The organism is Mycolicibacterium moriokaense (genome assembly GCF_010726085.1).
Classification (GTDB): domain Bacteria; phylum Actinomycetota; class Actinomycetes; order Mycobacteriales; family Mycobacteriaceae; genus Mycobacterium; species Mycobacterium moriokaense.
In genome coordinates this window covers 1,027,769-1,044,976 of the sequence record NZ_AP022560.1, presented here as the reverse complement: position 1 = coordinate 1,044,976, position 17,208 = coordinate 1,027,769, and the positions used below count along the sequence as shown (strand labels likewise).

Sequence of the window (17,208 nt, the reverse complement as noted above, 5' to 3'; positions counted from 1 at the left end):
TCGTTTAGTCGAACCCGGCATGCATCCACCGAGTTGGCGGTGACTGTCGAGAGTCGGCCCAGCAGGGACGCAAAGGCCGAGTCTCCGAGCTCCCAGCTATTCTCTCGCCCAATGTGACGCTTGACACTGGCAGCCAGCGATCCGATAATTGAGATTCAGCGACTCATAAAGATTCCGGAACCGCCCGAACGAAGGACGTACTCCCAACGGTGGTCCGGTTCCGAGTTCCACCACAAGGTCGACATCCAGGAGGACCCGACATGACAGTGAGCAGCCGTCCCGACATCCGCGTGCTGGACTCCGATACCTATGCCAACGGAGACCCGACGACCTTCGGCTTGCCCCTGGATCAGTACAAGTACTTGCGCGATGAAGAGCCCTGCTATCTCTACGAGTTCGATGACCCGATGCTGGTGGAGCGCGCCTGGGTGATCAGCCGCAACGCCGATATCTGGGCTGTGGACCGCAACGCCGAGCTGTACTCGACTGCTCGGGGTGGGGTGAACATGTGGAAGATCACCCCGTTCGACGCCGTGATGGGCGGTAAGCCGGCGATGCTGACCACTGAAGGCGCCAAGCATCGTGAACAGCGTGGCGTGATGAGCAAGGCGTTCAACCCGGCGATGGTTCGCAGGCTCGAAGAGAAGTTCCGCGAGTACGCCGTCAACATCGTTGACGCCGCTCTGGAGAAGGGCACGTTCAACTTCGTCACCGACATCGGTCACGCGATGCCCATGGAGGCGCTCGGCGACGTGCTCGGCGTTCCTCCCGCGGACAGGCCGAAGTTCTTTGAATGGGTCGACACATTCGCGGCGCCCTTCGACACCCGGATCACCCCGTCGTTCGAGCATGTATTCACCGCTGTCATGGCGATTTTCGACTACGCGTTGGAGCTGGGCGACCTCAAACGTCGCGAACCCGCCGACGACGTGATCACCCAGCTGGTGCAGGCTGGCTCGGACGTCATTTCACAAGACGAGTTGCAAGGCAATGTGGCGTTGCTGGCCGCCGGCGCGGCGGAGAGCACGCGCACAGCGCTGTCGCACGGCATGCACGAACTCATGCGCAACCCGGACCAGATGGCCTGGCTGCGGGAGCACGCCAATGACATTCCGGGCACGGCGATCCAAGAGATCGTCCGCATCGCAACGCCGTTCACCCATCTGCTGCGCACCGCCACGGCCGACCACGAATTCCACGGCCAGGAGATCAAAGAGGGCGACAAGGTGCTGATGATGTTCGCCGCGGGCAACTTCGACGAACGGGCCTTCGACGACCCCGACACCTTCGACCTGTCCCGAGAGAAGAACCCGCACGTCAGTTTCGGCCGTGGTCCGCACCAGTGCCTCGGTAAGCACGTCGCATCATTGGAGATGAAGATCCTGCTCGAGGAACTATTGCAGCGCACCAAGGACATCCGGCCCGCCGGCGATATCAGCTACATTCGCGACGCATACTCACGCGGCGTGTACGAGCTCCCGATCACCATCACGGGTGCGTGACTTCATGAAGGTGATACTTCACGCTGAGAAATGTGAGTTGCACGGCGAGTGCATCCTCGCCGCACCAGAAGTCTTCGCGATTGACGATGATGCCGAAGTGGTCACGGTACTCGACGAGAATCCGCCCGAGCGCCTCCGCAAGTCAGTCGAGGAAGCAGCCATGGTGTGCCCGGTCGCGGCAATCGAGATTCAGGATTAACGATGACAACCACTGAAGCTGATACCGCGCTCGGGAACGTAGTCGAGATACACAACCCCGCCGATGGTTCGGTCGTCGGCACGGTGCCGGAGATGTCAGCCGACCAAGTCGCCGAGCTGGCTGCCCGGCTGCGCGAAGCCCAACCGGCGTGGGAGGCGCTCACGCCGCAGGCGCGCGCCCAGCACTTGCGGAATTGGCTGAACTGGATCGTCGACAACCAGGAGCGGATATTCGGCCTGGTGCATCGCGAAGCCGGGAAATCTTGGGGCGACGCGCAGATCGAACTGCTGGTGTGTATGGAAGTCATCAACTACTACACGAAACACGGTGCCGAGTTCCTGGCCGACGAGAGTCGCACGCCGCACACCCCGGCGTCGTTGACCAAGAACCTGCGGATCCGCTACCGGCCGTACCAGCTGGTCGGCGTCATCACGCCGTGGAACTACCCGGTGGGCATGCCGATGATGGACATCCCCGGAGCACTGATGGCCGGCGCCGCGGTGCTCAGCAAGCCCTCTGAGGTCACCCCGTTGGCGTGGGCGGAGATCGTTCGCGGCTGGAACGAGGAGATCGGAGCGCCGCCGGTCCTGGCTTGCGCGACGGGGCGCGGCGACACCGGGCGCGCCGTCGTCGACGTGGTCGACATGGTGCAATTCACCGGTTCCACCGCCACCGGTCGCCGCATCGGCATGCGCTGTGCCGAACGCCTCATTCCGGCCAGCCTCGAACTCGGTGGCAAGGACGCGATGATCGTGCTGTCCGACGCACCGATGGAGCGCACCATACGCGGCGCCATCTGGGGCGGGTTGTTCAATGCCGGGCAGTCGTGCATCGCGGTCGAGCGTCTCTATGTCGAGGCATCGGTGTACGACGAGTTCGTCGACCGACTGGTCGCAGAGGTGAAGACGCTGCGCCAGGGACACGATCCACAGGGCGGCTTCAGCACCGAATTCGGCGCCATGGCAACCGAATCCCAACTCGAAATTGTCGAGCGTCATGTCGCCGACGCGCTTGCTAAGGGGGCCCGCGTGCTGACCGGCGGCAAGCGCGCGGACAAGGGCCTGTTCTACCCACCGACCGTGCTGGTCGACGTCGACCACACCATGGCCTGCATGCGTGAAGAGACGTTCGGTCCGCTGCTGCCGATCATGAAGGTCCGCGACGAACACGAAGCGATCAGTCTGGCCAACGACAGCGACTACGGCCTGGGCGCGAGTGTCTGGACCGCCTCAAAGGATCGCGGCGAACGAGTGGGCATGCGTCTGGAAGCCGGTGGCGTCGATGTCAACAACGTGCTGATGCACGTCTTCCAGTTCCCCCTGCCGATGGGCGGCTGGAAGAGTTCGGGGCTGGGCTACCGATTCGGGGGCCCCAACGGCATCCGGAAGTATTGCCGCCAACAAGCGTTCGTCACCGAGCGCGTGCATCTGGACAACGAAACACATTGGTATCCCTACTCCCTCACCAAAGGCCGGATCACCGCCGCGGTTCTGCGCTTGATGGAGATGCATGACTGGCGGCGCAGGCTCGGGTTAGCTCCTAGGAAAAGGCGTTGATGAGCCAAGCAATTCACGAACGAAGCGATCTCGACGAGCCCATTCACGCCGATACGGTGGCCGCCGCTTTCCAGCGCACCGTCGCAAGACACCCGGACCGCATCGCACTCCGCACAGCCGATGGCGCATCGGAATTGACGTGGTCCCAGTTCAACGATCGGGCGCGGCGGGCAGCGGCAGGAATGGCGGCGCTCGGTATCGGCAAGGGTCACACGGTAGCTATGATGCTGCCGAACACGATCGACTGTCACGTCCTCGATATCGCTGCTGTCCATCTCGGTGCCGTACCGTTCGCGATCTTCAACAGTTCGCCGGCCGAACAGATCGAGTATCAGTTGCGTCAAGCGGACGCCACGCTGGTCGTCACCCAGGAATCGTTTCTTCCCAGGGTCAAGGAAGCCAGCGCGGCGCTGGGCAACCAGATTCGCCACATTGTGGTTACCGACGACATCGTCGCCGAAGGTGTTCTTTCACTGAAGGAACTGGAAAACTCGGGCTCATCGGATTTCGATTTCGATGCCGTGTGGCCCACCATCACGGCCGATGATCTCGTGACGTTGATCTATACGTCGGGAACCACTGGGCCGCCGAAGGCCGCCCAGTGGTCGCACCGCACCGTTATGTCCCAGTTGCGTGCTCTCGACGCCGCCGTGCCGCTCCCGCGCGAGGCGGTCATCTCCTTCCTTCCGCTGGCGCACGCCGGTGGCCGTATCACCTCGCACTACATGGCGTTGCCCTATGGCGCCGCTATCACGACGTGTCCTGATCTGACTCAGCTCGCGCCCACTCTCGCACGAGTCCACCCGGACGCGTTTTTCTCCGTGCCAAGGTTCTGGGAGAAGATCCAGGTCGCCATCGAGACCGCGATCGCCAACCAGCCTTCCGAGATCCGTGAGGAACTCGAGCGTGCCGTTGAAATCGGCCGGCGGCACACAGCCGCTAGTGATGCCGGTTCGTCGGCGAGTACGACCGAACTCGCCGATCTGGATGCCGCTTACGAATCCGCCACGCTGCTGTTACGGCCGATCCTGGCCCAGCTCGGTCTGGACCGGATCAAGTCGGCATTCGTCGGGGGCGCTCCAGCAGCACCTGAACTGTCCCAGTTCTTCCGGGCTGTCGGGGTCCCGATGCTCGAGGCATACGGGTTGACCGAAGGTTCGCTCAACATCTTCAACCAGGTCGAGCGGTTCAAATCCGGCACCGCGGGGATCCCGCTGCCCGGTGTCGAGGTCAAGCTCGCCGATGACGGCGAATTACTCGTGCGGTCCGATCTCAACTTCGTCGGCTACCGCCATCTCCCCGAGGTAACCGCGCAGACCCTCGACGCGGACGGTTGGCTGCACACCGGCGATATTGCCGAGATCGACGCGGACGGCTACGTGAGCATTGTCGATCGAAAGAAAGAAATCATCATCAACGCCGCCGGAAAGAACATGTCCCCGGCGACGATCGAATCCGCCATCAAGGGCGAGAGTTCGCTGATCGGTCAGATCGTCTCGATAGGGGATGGTCGCAGATATGTGACCGCGTTGATCACGCTGGACCCCGAAGCGCTGGCCCATTGGGGTCGGCAACTGGGACTCGTTGACCGGCCGATCGCCGAAGTGGTGTCTGCTCCGCAGATCCAGGACGAGATCGCCGCTGCAGTGGAGCGCGGAAACCGACGGCTCAACAGCAACGAACAGATCAAGAAGTACACCGTGCTGCCGACATTCTGGCTGCCCGACAGCGACGAGCTCACCCCTACCGCGAAAGTGAAACGGCGGGCTGTCATCGAGAAATACGCCCTGCAAATCGAGGAGATGTACGCGTGACGGTCGGTGGGCCTTTGACGGGAGTGAAAGTCATCGAGCTCGCCGGCATCGGGCCCGGTCCCTATGCGGCGATGCTGTTGGCAGACATGGGCGCCGAGGTCGTGCGGATCGAACGCCCCGGCCCGTCGGCCAGCGGAATTCCGCCCGAGCTGGATGTGCTTCGCCGAAACCGCCGCTCGGTGGTCATCGATCTGCGCGATCCGAGGGGTGCGCAAACCGTTCAGGCGATGACCGCCCACGCCGATGTCCTGTTGGAAGGCTTCCGGCCCGGCGTCACCGAGCGGCTGGGACTGGGGCCCGCCGACTGCTGGGAGGTCAACCCGCGGCTGGTCTACGGCCGGATGACCGGCTGGGGCCAGACCGGACCGCTAGCCCACAGCGCCGGACACGACATCGGATACATCGCGCTCACCGGCGCATTGGGCGCGATCGGCCGGGCCGGCGAAGGACCGGTCCCTCCGCTGAACCTATTGGGCGATTTCGGCGGCGGCTCAACCTTTCTGGTGATCGGGGTTCTCGCTGCGCTGCTGGAAGCTGCCCAGTCCGGTCAGGGACAGGTGGTGGATGCCGCGATCGTCGACGGCGCGAGTTCGCTCACCGCGGCACTACACGGCATGATGGCTGCCGGCGGCTGGAAGGACCGGCGCGGTGAGAATCTGCTCGATACCGGCAGGCCTTGGTATGACACCTACCAGACCGCGGACGGCCAGTGGATGGCTGTCGGCGCGATCGAGCCGAAGTTCTACGCCGAATTCGCTTCGCTGCTGGGTCTTCCCGATGAGATTGCCGCACTGCGGGACGACCCAGACGGATGGCCCAAGTTGCGCTCAGCGATCGCCGACGCGTTCGCCAGTCGAAGTCGCGAGGAATGGGCGACGGTGTTCGACGGCACCGACGCTTGTGTGGCACCGGTGCTGTCACTGACCGAAGCCGCGCACCACCCACATCTCGCCGCCCGCGACACATTCATCGATGTCGGTGGAGTCGTACAGCCTGCACCAGCCCCCCGTTTCAGCCGCACTGCGGTCGCGCATCCGAAGCCGCCCGCCGCCGTCGGCGCCGACGCCCGGGAAGTATTGGCGGACTGGGGCATTGACGACGCGGAAGGACTCATCCGTGACGGTGTGGTGCACGCGGGCTGAAGTCGGAGGTCGGTCATCCGGACCGCGACATTCGCTGACGTCGCGGTCGCGACCACACGCCTCCTCGTGTGCCACTGGCTGCCCTTCGGCAAAATTGAGACGTGCCGTCTCACCTTGTTGTACCCTGGGCCACAGGGAGCTGGTGACCTCAGGAGCTCGCGATGTCTGAATATCTCGTGTCCGATGGATCGCGTACCCGAACGATTGTCAACCTGCCAACACGGTTGCGCCGGCAGGAGGGTGATCCATTGTGCTGCTTTCGTCCCACCCTGCGGTGCCCCGGCACACCCACGCCGACCCAACTGCCATCGCTCATCGCTGCCGTCCGACCGCGGTCATCGGCGTAGCACAGGAAGGGACCGATCGAAGTATGTCGGAGCACGTAAGCCTGGCCATTGCCGACGTCCGTGGCGTCGGCCGTCATACCGAAACAGCTGAACTGTCGCCCAACGGCACCCGCGAGGGGCTTGGGCGACAAAAGCTGATTCCCGGCGAACCGGGACTATGGCTTCTGCTGATCTGCGACCTCATGCAGTTCTCGTTGTTCTTCGCGCTGTTCTCCTACCATCGCGGACGCGAGCCTGAACTTTTCGAGGCGTCCGCCCGGAATCTGCACATCGGCCTCGGCTTCGTCAACACGATCGTGTTGATCGTCGGATCGGTGTTGGTCGCAGTGGCAATAGACCGTTGGCGAGGTGCCGATTCGCATCGGCTGGTCAGCCGCATGCTGTTCGCCACAGGCGTCTTGGGCCTGGTGTTCGTGACGATCAAGATCGTCGAATACATGTTGTCGGCTCACGCCGGTCACACCATTGGGTCCAACGACTTCTATATGTTCTATTTTTGCCTGACCGGATTCCACCTCGTGCATGTGATCGCCGGTTCGGTGGCATTGTTCATCGTCGCACGAGCCGTCAGCAACGGACGCGTCACACCATCACCTGAAAAGCGCGGCACAGTGTATTCGGTCGGGCTGTTCTGGCACATGGTCGATCTCGTGTGGTTGCTCCTGTTCTCGCTGTTGTACATCTCGTAGTCCACTACGCATTTTGGAGGTCCAAAGCATGCCTGGCCCGGCGAAGACACCGACACTGCGAACATTGCACTACGCGGTCGGCGTCGCCTTGGTGGCCCTTACCGTCGTCGGATTGCTGCTGTTTCGGATCCTCGACCCGGGCGCCGGGGGCGATTCCGCCCTGCTCGTCGATATCGGCGTGATCATGGGATTGGCGTTGATCAAGGCGTACCTCGTGGGCGCTGAGTACATGGAAATCCGGAAATCTGTCACCTGGCTCAAGGCAGCATTTGGGTCATGGCTACTGCTGACCTGGCTGAGCATCATGATCACAACCTATTTGGGCATGCATCTCGATGGCTACATCCACTTCCTCTAGGAGCAATACGATGAACTTCACCAGCCAGCGTGTCTGCGCCTACTTGGGGCTCGTCGCGGCGTTCTGCTGGATTGTGGGATTGGTGGTTTTCGCACGATGGGTGCCGCCCGTCAGTCCAGCCGACACCGCAGAGATGGTCGCCGACCGCTACGCATCGAATGTCAATTCGATCAGGCTGGGCGCCATCTTCGTCGCCCTGGGCGGGGTGCTGTACGGTGCCTGGACCGCGGCGATAACGGTGCAGATGAAGAGGATCGAGGGGCGTTACTCGCCGATGGCCTACACCCAGCTGGCCATGGGCACCGCGTTCACCTTGGTGTTCATCATTCCCGTCGTGATCTGGAATGCAGCCGCCTTTCGTCCGTACGAGAACATCGAAATCACCCATCGGTTGAACGACCTCGGCTGGTTCATGTTCCTCAACCCCGGCCTGGTGGTGGGTCTGCAGGGAATGGCGTTCGCCTTCGCTGTGCTGGCTGACAAATCCCGATCACCGGTTTTCCCGCGCTGGCTGGCGTATCTGAACATTTTCGTGATGATCGATGTGCAAGGAGCCATCCTGAACCCCTTCTTCAAGGAAGGGCCCTTCGCCTGGGACGGGTTCTTCTCATGGTGGGTCGCCCTGCCCGCCTTCACCATCTGGATGGTGACGATGTCGATCTGCCTACTTCGGGCGATCCGAAACCAAGAACGCGAGTTCCTGGCGGAAACGGGGGCAGAGAACGCGCCGACGACCGGCGGCGGCCCAGAAGCGGGACCCGGTGAATGGCAGGGCGCCGGACCCGCAGCATTGCGAGCCGCGAAATGACCGCCGCGAACGGTGTTGCGGGTGTTCGCGCGGTCGTCACCGGTTCGACCCGCGGACTCGGACTGGCTATCGCGAAACGCCTGTCCGCCGGCGGCGCGCACGTGGTCGTCAACGGTACCGACACGGACCGATGTCGCTCAGTCGCAGAGGATCTCGGCGCCATCGGCGTTGGCGGCCGCGTCGAAGCCGACGGCGTTGCCGACGCGTTGGTCGACACCTGCGTTGCCGAATTCGGCGGCATCGACGTCGTGGTCAACAACGCGGGGATGACGCGCGACGCCATGCTGACCAGGATGAGCCGCGGCGACCTGCGCGACGTCCTGGCCGCTCACGTCGAGGGAACCTGGGCGGTGTCACAAGCGGCAGTGCGGGCGATGAAGTCCGGTGGGACCGGTGGCGCGATCGTCAACGTGACGTCGGGGACCGCCCTCTTCGGCAACCCTGGGCAATCCAACTACGCCGCAGCCAAAGGCGCGATTTTGGGTATGACCCGCGCGCTGTCGCTCGAACTGGCCCGATTCGGCATCGATGTGAACGCCGTCGCCCCTACCGTGAAGACCGATATGACCGCCTCGCTCGCCAAGTCACTGGCAGACGAGGATGCCGAACTCGGCACGGTTTTCGGTGAACCCGAATCCGTGGCCCTGTTATTCGGTTATTTGTGCTCGCCGGCCAGTCGCGGAATGACCGGCCAGATCCTGTCATTCGATGGCGGTCAGCTATCTGTCTGGTCGCATCCACGCCCCGCCTCGTCGTTCGACCCATCCGGCACGAGCTGGGACATCACCGATTTCGAATCTGCACTGGGAAATCCATCGGTATGGGAACCGCTTCATCCCGACCGGCTGGGCCGGCTTTTACAGGGACAGCGAGCAGGAGCTCGGTGAGCTCACCGCGGCGAGGACGAGCGCCGCAGCCGCAGTCGTCCCGGCGGATGGACTGGTCGGGCCTGGTCGCCCGCCACGCTACTGCGAAACCGTCGGATGTGGCCGTCCGCTTCGACGACGAGTCGATCACCTGGGAGCAACTCGACGCCCAGTGCGACGGCTTGGCGTCCTGGCTCGCCGGACACCGTGTCGGTCGCGCTGACCGCGTGGTACTACTGCTGACCAACCGGCCCCAGTTCATCGTCGGCGTGGTTGCCGCCCACCGGGTCGGGGCGATCGCCGTCCCGGTGAACTTTCGCCTCAGCGCCGCCGAGATCGACTTCATTCTCACCGACACCTCAGCCGCCGCGGTGATCACCGAGGACAGGCTGGCCGGCCTGCTCACCGGAACTTACGCACCACCACCGTCGGTGCTCGTCATCGACCGTGAAACCAGTTGGCGTACCGCCACATCCGAGATCGAGTCCGTGACGTATTCAACCGACGACCCCGCAGTGATCCTCTATACCTCGGGCACCACCGGCCGACCTAAGGGCGCGGTACTCTCCCATCTCAATCTGCAGGCCCAGGGTCTGGCGCTCATCCGGACCTGGCGGCTGGTCGAGGAGACCGAGACCACGCTGCTGTGCCTGCCGCTGTTTCACGTGGGGGGATTCGTCATCGGCTCGGCGATGCTGCTCGTCGGCGGCGCGATGATCATTGCGCCCAGTGGCGCGTTCGAGGCGGCGCGGACCCTCGACACCTTGGAGCGTGAGCGGGTCACCAGCGTGTTCATGGTCCCCACTCAGTGGCAGGCGATCGTCGAAACCGGTTTGGGTGAACGTGATTTGGTGTTGCGAGTGGCGGCCTGGGGCGGTGGGCCGATGAGCGCCAGTCTGCTCGAGGACCTCAACACGCTGTTCCGAGGCGCCGCTGTGGTCGCGGTATTCGGGCAGACCGAGATGACTCCGGTGGCATCCCTGCCCGGCAAGGACGCCGTAGGCAAACTCGGATCGGTCGGCAAACCCGTTGACACCGTCGCGATTCGGGTTGTCGATGAGGCGATGAACGATGTGCCGCGAGGCCAGGTGGGCGAACTGGTCTACCGGGGGGCGGCATTGATGCTGGAATACTGGGAACGGCCCGAGGCGACCGCCGAGGCGTTCGACGGGGGCTGGTTTCATTCCGGCGACCTCGGTTATATCGACGCCGAGGGCTTCCTCTACGTGGTCGACCGAAAAAAAGACATGATCATCTCCGGTGGCGAGAACATCTACAGTGCCGAGGTGGAGAGCACGCTGGCCGCCCATCCCGATATCGGCGAGGTCGCCGTCATCGGCCGGCCCGACAACTACTGGGGCGAGGTGCCGGTTGCCGTCGTGGTCCCCCGCTCACCCGGGTGCCCCACGCTGGACGTGGATACTCTGGGCGGCTGGCTGGAGGGCCGGCTGGCTCGGTACAAGCGGCCCAAGGTTGTGCATCAGGTCGATGCACTGCCGCGCAATGCCGGCGGCAAGGTGCTCAAGCACGTACTGAAAGCCGCGTTCGAGCCGGGCGCCGAACCCGGCGCTGCGCCGTCGAAACGGGTAGATGAGCGGTGAACTGCCGAACAGATCGGTCACCGAGCTCATCACAGTCCCGGCCGATTCCCTCTATCGGCCGGGAAAACGCCATCCGGGGTAAGGGGCGGGGACAGCAGCGCTATCGGCTGTAGTGGAGCGACAAGCAGTCGTATTGCCCCGGCCCGCACCGTCATCAACCGTCGTCGGAGGATGCCATGCAGCCGTTGTCGTTGACCGAGGAGCAGCGCGAGTTAGCCGCTGTGGTACGTGAATTCGGTCGGCGCGAGTGCGGCACCCGTGAGCAGCGTGACGCGCTGACCGACCACGGCGCCGAGCAACACCATCAAGGCACCTACCAGAAACTGGCCGATCTGGGCTACCTGGGCGTCTCGATCCCCGAACAGTACGGCGGCAGCGGCGGTGGCCTGACCGAACAGGTCATCCTCTTCGAGGAACTGTGGCGCGCTCTGGTGCCGGTGCACGGTGCGGGCACCTCACATACCGTGGCCGGGATCTACAAGCGCTTCGCCACCGAGGAACAACGCACCGCCCGCTTGGGCGCCATCTGCGCCGGCGAGGTGATGTCGATCAGTATCTCCGAGCCCGGTGCCGGCTCAGATGCCGCGGCCATCAGCTGCAAAGCCGACAAGGTGGACGGCGGCTGGCGCATCAACGGCCAGAAGACCTGGTGCTCGGATGCCCAACACGCGACCACCATCCTCGTGGTCGTGCGCACCTCCCGCGGCGCACGTCCCCACGACGGACTGACCCTGCTGGAGGTTCCCGCCAACGCCCCCGGGCTCGACATCCGTCCCATCGCCACCATGGGCGGCAGCGAGGTCAACGACCTGTACTTCACCGACGTCGAAGTGCCCGAATCCGCCCTGGTCGGCACCGAAGGTGGCGGCTGGAAACACGTCATGGCCGGGCTCAACGGTGAACGGTTGGTCTGTGCCGCACAAGGTCTGGGCATGGCCCAACGCACCTTCGACGACCTGCTGGCCTACGTCACCGAGCGCCAGCAGTTCGGCGCCCCGATCGGCACCTTCCAAGCCCTGCGGCACCGCATCGCCGACCTGGCGATCGACATCGAGGCGGCAAAAGCACTCACCTACGCCACCGTCGCCCACATCGAGAACGGAATCGGCACCCCAGAAGACTGGGTCCGCGCCACCTCGATGTCCAAAGTCAAAGTCACCGAAACCGCCAAGAAAGTAGCCCTAGAAGGCGTCCAGATGACGGGTGGCTACGGCTACTCCTCAGAGTTCGACATGGAACACCACCTACGCATGAGCATCGCCCCCACCATCTACGCCGGCACCAACGAAATCCAACGCGACATCATCTCCTCCACACTCGGGCTGCGGGGGGCTGCAGCACGGCGCTGAACGCCGGACATGCCGACGACAGGCATGAGCTCGATCATGAGATCACCAGTGTCACAGCGTATTTTGCTGATCCGACCCCAGTTAAACTACCCACCGGGCCCGCACGGGACGGCGCACGCACCTAACTTGTCCTCAGCACCGGGGCAAAGGTGCTCACGATATTTGCGAATCTCGCCGCCGTAATAGGCCCGCAGCGCTTCCGGCGCACCGATACCGATGCCGAGCATCATCCGGCCCTTGCGACAGATCGTCGACATCGGCGGCGGTGTTGGCGAGGTCGAACGGAGTGCGGAAGAAGGCTCCGACGATTCCGGTGCCCAACCGGGACTGATTGGTCACCGCGGCGGCTGCCGCCGCCACCATGAGCGGATTGCGAAGAATCTCGTAGGACCACTGTGCATCGAATCCTGCGGCGTCCGCCTGCCGGGCCAGTCGCTGCGTGTTGATCACTGATCCAGCCCGGCTGGGACTCCGCGAAACGCTACCCGCGGCGGGCCGCGTCAGGCCGGCTCCAGGGTGACGGGCAGCTCGTAGACGCCTCGGGTGAACACGTCTCGGACATAGGTGATGTTGCCGGCAGGCCGGATTTCCTTGGTGCGCTGCAGCAATTCCTCCATCAGGATCTTCATCTCCAACACCGCCACATGTTTGCCCAGGCAGCTGTGCGGTCCGCGGCCGAAGCTCAAGTGCCGATTCGGATTACGTGACAAGTCGAAACGGTCAGGCTCGTCGAATGCCGCGGGATCGAAGTTGCCCGACGGCAGCAGCATGCACACCCGTTCCCCCTCGGCGATCGGCTGGCCGTGCAGCTCGATGTCCTTGGTGACGGTGCGTACGAAGTGGATGAAGGGCGTCGCGATGCGCACGATCTCCTGAATCGCGGAGTCGGGTACATCGTCGGCGCGTTCCCGCAACCAGGCCATTTGATCGGGGTCGCGCATCAGCTGGTGCAGGCCGTGGCTCAACGCCGCACGGGTGCTCTCGGCGGCGCCACTGGCCAACAGGATGATGTTGCCCAGAACCTCGTCCTCGGAGAGCTTCTCGTCTTCGTCGGCCTTGACCATCTGTGAGATCACGTCCTCGCCGGGGTCCAGCCGCTTGCGGGCCACCAGATCGGTCGAGTAGTTGCTCAGCTCCATGATCGCCCCCAGCGTCGTCTCCAGCGACGGGGTCAGCCGGGTGTCGAACGGGGCGGCGAACTGGTCGACCCACCCGAAGAACTGTGGGCGCTCGGCCGGCGGAACCCCCAGGACGTCGCCGAGGGCCTCCATCGGCATCGCGTGGGCGATATCGGTCACGAAGTTCAGCGTGCCCTTCGTCAGGGCCTGGTCGATGACGGCGCGGGCGTAGCCGCGGAACTTCTCTTCGAGGCGGCGAACGAACGTCGGGGTGAAGGCACGGCTGATCACCTGGCGGTGCCGCCGGTGATCGGGGCCGTCCTGGTTCAGCATCGCAGGCAGCCCGCCGACCGCCGGGTCCACCGGGTTGACCTTCCAGATGTTGATGTGGCCCCGATTGGCGGCGAATGTTTCGGCGTCACGGTCGATGGCGGAGATGTCGTCGTACCCCGAGACTACCCAGACCTTGTCGATCAGCAGCGGGTCGTTGAATTTCTGCAGATAGACCGGTTCGTTGTCGCGCAGGTACGCGTACCGATCCAGCGGCAGGCCAAAGGTTTCCGGATTGCCGTTGGCGTAGGTGTCGGGGTCGAGGACACCCAGCTGCGGTGCGGTGCGGACGGAAACGCTCATGTCGAGAACCTCTCAGTGGGACGCGATGGGCCGGCGTTCGCCGGCGAGGGCACGGAAGTCGTCGGAAGCCATGCACGCCTGCTGGGCGAGGAGTTCCTCGTCGAGCGCCACCGACAGGTTCGGCCGCGCGGCGTGGTCGAGCACCTGTTTGGCCAGCCCGACGGCAACACGCTTGCACTCCAACAGATCTGCCACCAGAGCGGTAACGGACGCATCGAGTTCCTCGGGTGGCACGGCATAGTTGACGAGGCCGATGGCTTCGGCGCGCAGCCCCGAGACCGGGCGGGAGGCCATGATCATCTCCTTGGCGCGGCCGAGCCCGATGAGGGCGGGCAGCCGAGCGCATCCGCCGCCATCGGGCACCACGCCGTGGTAGGTCTCCATGAAGCGCAGCGTGGTGTCGGTTGTAGCGACTCGCAGGTCGCAGGCGAGGCTGGCTTCCAGCGCCCCACCCAGCGCCGCGCCGTGCAGCTGGGCGATCACCGGCTTGGGCATCTGCTCGATGACGGTCCCCATCTCGACCCAGGACCGGCGAAAACCGAACAACGTCTGGGGGTTTTGGGCCAGGCCCTGCAACGTTGCGAGGTCGATACCGGCCGAGAACACCTTTCCCGCACCCCGCCACACGACGCACCGCACGGCCGGATCGTCCCCGGCGGCGCGCAGCGCGGCGATGGTCTCGGCGAGCAGCTCGTGGTGGAACGCGTTGCGAGTTTCGGGGCGGTTGAGCACGATGTGACGTACCGGCCCGTGGTCTTCCACCAGCACCAGGCTCACTGTGGGTCTCCTCTCATCGCGGCCAGGTTGATCAATGTGTGTGTCGCAGCACGCCGCGGATGTTGCGTCCGGCGAGCATGTCGGCGTAGCCGGTGTTGATCTCGTCGAGGCGATACTCCTGCGTGATCGACTCGTCGAGCAGCAGTTGACCGGAGCGGTACAGCCGCAGCAGCCGCGGAATGTCGGCGCGCGGGTTGGCCTGCCCGAAAAGGCTTCCCAGCAATCGCTTTTCGAACAGTGTGAACAACGGCAGCGACATGGCGACGGTGCTTTCCTTGATGCTGCCGATAGCGGTCACCACCGTTGCCCCACCCTTGCGGGTCAGGTCGAGGGCCCCGGCGATCTGCTCACCCTGCAGCAGGCCGACGGTGAGCAGGACGGAGTCGGCCATTACCCCGCGGGTCAGGTCCGCGACCAGCTCGCTAGCTTCGGCCATCGACGGCACAAAGTGGGTGGCACCGAATCCGCGCGCCGCTTTTTCTTTTGCGGCAACGATGTCGACCGCGACGATGTTCTCAGCCCCGGCGATGCGGGCGCCCTGCACTGCGCCGGATCCGATGCCTCCGACGCCCACCACCACGACGGTATCCCCGGGGCGAACGTCGGCGGTGTGCACCGCCGAACCCCATCCGGTGGTGACGCCGCAGCCGATGAGGCAGGCACGGTCCAGCGGAATATCGTCGTCGATCTTGATCAGCGAGGCCTCCAGCACCGTGCCGTACTGGGCGAACGCCCCGAGCAGTGCCATCGCCCCGACATTGGTGCCCCGCACCCGGCGCCGGAACGTGCCGTCGGGCTGGGCGCCAGCCATCAAGAACGCGCCGAGGTCGCAGAGGTTCTGGTGTCCCGTCGAACACCAGCGGCAGCGGCCGCACGCCGGCAGGAACGACGCCACGACGTGGTCCCCGGGGGCCAGCCCGGTGACGCCCTCGCCGACCTCGACGACGATACCGGCGCCCTCGTGACCGCCGACTGTCGGAACCATCGAGGGCAGGTCGCCGAGACGCACGTGTTCGTCCGAGTGGCACAGTCCGGCGGTTTCCCAGGACACCAAAACCTCGCCGGCGCTTGGCCCGTCGAGGTCGACATGTTCGATCTCCCAGTCCTTGCCTTCACCCCAGATGACCGCCGCCTGCATGCGCATGGTGGTACCGCCCCTTCTCTTCTTTCCGACCAGCGTGGTTCAGTAGGACTTGGGTAGCCCGAGTGAGTGTTCGGCGATGTAGTTGAGGATCATCTGCCGAGACACCGGGGCGATCGTCTGGATCCGGGTCAGCCACCAGTAACTGGTGAGGTCGTATTCCCGGGCCATCCCGTTGCCACCGTGGGTCTGGATGGCCTGGTCCAGACAGAAGATTCCGGTCTCGGCCGAAGCCAGTTTGGCGATGTTGCTGGCCTCACCGGCCGGCAGGCCCGCGTCGTAGAGCGCCGCTGCCTTGCTGGTGACCAGCGTGGACTGTTCGAGCTTGATCTTGCCCTCCGCCAGCGGATGCGCCACACCCTGGTGCGCACCAATGGGCGTGTCTCCCCAGACCTTTCGGGTCCGGGCGTATTCGGCGCTCTTTTCCAGCGCGTAGCGGGCGATGCCGTTGGACACCGCGGCCACCAGGATGCGTTCGGGATTCAGTCCGTCGAACAACGCGCGGAGCCCATGGCCTTCCTCGCCGAGACGCCGCTCGACCGGTACCTCGACGTCGTCGAGGAACAGGGTGAACTGGTGCTCGGGCTCTTCGAGCGCGGTCTCGATCGGCTGGCGCACCAGTCCGGGAGCGTCGCGATCGACGGCCAGCATGGTGATCTGTCCACGGCCCTTCGCGTCGGTTCCGGTGCGGGTCACCAGCAGGATGTAATCGGCGGTGTCGGCGCCGGAGATGTAGTACTTCTGCCCGTTGACGATGTAGCGGTCACCGTCGCGGCGGGCGGTCGTGGCAATGTTGTGCGTGTTCGATCCGGCGCCGGGTTCGGTCATGCCGAGGGCGAACCGCAGTCGTCCGGCGCCGATCTCGGGCAACCACTCTCGGCGCTGCTGCTCGGTGCCGTGGCGTTGGATGATGGGCGCGACGATTCCCGGTGTCACCAGCAGCGCCATCAGGGGACAGCCCGCGGCGGCGGTCTCCTCCAGCATTGCGGCCAGGTCGGCAATTCCGCCGCCGCCGCCGCCGTACTCCTCGGGAAGGTGAACGCTGAGGTAACCGCCCTCCCCCAGTTCACGCCACAGTTCAACGGGGGTCCGGTTCTCCACGTAGCACTTCTTGTAGTACGCCGGCCCGTAGGCGGCGGTGATGGCGTGGATGGTCTCACGGAAGGCTCGCTCTTCGGGCGAGGGGGCCAGCGTGAGCGCGGGAGCCGCGGCGATAGTCATGATGGGCCTCTTGTCCGTGCGGGTCAGGGTGAATTCCGGTAAATTTTATGCACACCAAATTTTTGGTGTCAACAAAATTAGTGAGGT

16 protein-coding genes are annotated in these 17,208 nt (G+C 64.4%); 11 read left to right on the top strand and 5 right to left on the bottom strand.

Features of this window, described 5'->3' with window-relative positions; all coding sequences use genetic code 11:
• The first annotated feature begins 260 nt into the window (after positions 1–260).
• The 11 genes from G6N43_RS05020 (at position 261) to G6N43_RS04970 (ending at position 12,231) form a co-directional block, all read left to right on the top strand.
• Positions 261–1,502 (top strand): cytochrome P450, encoded by a 1,242-nt coding sequence (locus G6N43_RS05020; RefSeq protein ID WP_083156535.1) that lies wholly within the window; start codon positions 261–263, stop codon positions 1,500–1,502.
• Positions 1,495–1,701, top strand: a complete 207-nt coding sequence (locus tag G6N43_RS05015; protein WP_308206477.1) for a ferredoxin — start codon at positions 1,495–1,497, stop codon at positions 1,699–1,701. The genes G6N43_RS05020 and G6N43_RS05015 overlap by 8 nt, the downstream gene beginning before the upstream one ends.
• A 2-nt stretch (positions 1,702–1,703) precedes the next feature.
• Entirely contained in the window at positions 1,704–3,257 is a 1,554-nt protein-coding gene (locus G6N43_RS05010) for an aldehyde dehydrogenase family protein (protein ID WP_083156537.1), read from the top strand.
• Positions 3,257–5,071 carry an AMP-dependent synthetase/ligase gene (locus G6N43_RS05005; RefSeq protein ID WP_083156539.1) on the top strand — a complete coding sequence of 605 codons (1,815 nt, stop codon included), beginning with the start codon at positions 3,257–3,259 and terminating at the stop codon, positions 5,069–5,071. Before G6N43_RS05010 ends, G6N43_RS05005 begins: the two co-directional genes overlap by 1 nt.
• Positions 5,068–6,213, top strand: a complete 1,146-nt coding sequence (locus G6N43_RS05000) for a CaiB/BaiF CoA transferase family protein (protein WP_083156541.1) — start codon at positions 5,068–5,070, stop codon at positions 6,211–6,213. Before G6N43_RS05005 ends, G6N43_RS05000 begins: the two co-directional genes overlap by 4 nt.
• Before the next feature lie 370 nt (positions 6,214–6,583).
• Complete coding sequence (locus G6N43_RS04995; RefSeq protein WP_083156543.1) at positions 6,584–7,249, top strand: cytochrome c oxidase subunit 3; 666 nt, start codon at positions 6,584–6,586, stop codon at positions 7,247–7,249.
• Between the two features lie 28 nt (positions 7,250–7,277).
• Positions 7,278–7,607, top strand: a complete 330-nt coding sequence (locus tag G6N43_RS04990) for a cytochrome C oxidase subunit IV family protein (RefSeq protein ID WP_083156544.1) — start codon at positions 7,278–7,280, stop codon at positions 7,605–7,607.
• A 10-nt stretch (positions 7,608–7,617) separates the two neighbouring features.
• The gene (locus tag G6N43_RS04985; RefSeq protein ID WP_083156546.1) at positions 7,618–8,415 is read left to right on the top strand and encodes a hypothetical protein; all 798 of its coding nucleotides are present in this window, start codon (positions 7,618–7,620) and stop codon (positions 8,413–8,415) included.
• Entirely contained in the window at positions 8,412–9,302 is an 891-nt protein-coding gene (locus G6N43_RS04980; RefSeq protein ID WP_163658000.1) for an SDR family NAD(P)-dependent oxidoreductase, read from the top strand. Before G6N43_RS04985 ends, G6N43_RS04980 begins: the two co-directional genes overlap by 4 nt.
• A gap of 47 nt (positions 9,303–9,349) precedes the next feature.
• Entirely contained in the window at positions 9,350–10,882 is a 1,533-nt protein-coding gene (locus G6N43_RS04975) for an AMP-binding protein (protein WP_110810516.1), read from the top strand.
• 176 nt (positions 10,883–11,058) lie between these two features.
• Positions 11,059–12,231, top strand: coding sequence for an acyl-CoA dehydrogenase family protein (locus tag G6N43_RS04970; protein ID WP_083156551.1), 1,173 nt, complete (start codon positions 11,059–11,061; stop codon positions 12,229–12,231).
• Between the two features lie 153 nt (positions 12,232–12,384).
• Here G6N43_RS04970 and G6N43_RS04965 read toward each other — a convergent pair whose 3' ends face one another.
• The 5 genes from G6N43_RS04965 to G6N43_RS04945 are packed head-to-tail and all read right to left on the bottom strand — an operon-like array spanning position 12,385 to position 17,121.
• On the bottom strand, positions 12,385–12,681 hold the full coding sequence (locus G6N43_RS04965; protein WP_163657999.1) for an LLM class flavin-dependent oxidoreductase: 297 nt from the start codon (positions 12,679–12,681) through the stop codon (positions 12,385–12,387).
• A gap of 50 nt (positions 12,682–12,731) precedes the next feature.
• Positions 12,732–13,982, bottom strand: a complete 1,251-nt coding sequence (locus G6N43_RS04960; protein ID WP_083156554.1) for a cytochrome P450 — start codon at positions 13,980–13,982, stop codon at positions 12,732–12,734.
• A 12-nt stretch (positions 13,983–13,994) separates the two neighbouring features.
• A complete protein-coding gene (locus G6N43_RS04955; RefSeq protein WP_163657997.1) occupies positions 13,995–14,759 on the bottom strand; it encodes an enoyl-CoA hydratase/isomerase family protein in 765 nt (254 codons plus the stop codon).
• A 31-nt stretch (positions 14,760–14,790) separates the two neighbouring features.
• Positions 14,791–15,903: an NDMA-dependent alcohol dehydrogenase gene (locus G6N43_RS04950; RefSeq protein WP_083156557.1), complete on the bottom strand. Its 1,113-nt coding sequence runs from the start codon at positions 15,901–15,903 to the stop codon at positions 14,791–14,793.
• A gap of 39 nt (positions 15,904–15,942) precedes the next feature.
• Positions 15,943–17,121: an acyl-CoA dehydrogenase family protein gene (locus tag G6N43_RS04945; protein ID WP_083156558.1), complete on the bottom strand. Its 1,179-nt coding sequence runs from the start codon at positions 17,119–17,121 to the stop codon at positions 15,943–15,945.
• Positions 17,122–17,208: the final 87 nt, after the last annotated feature.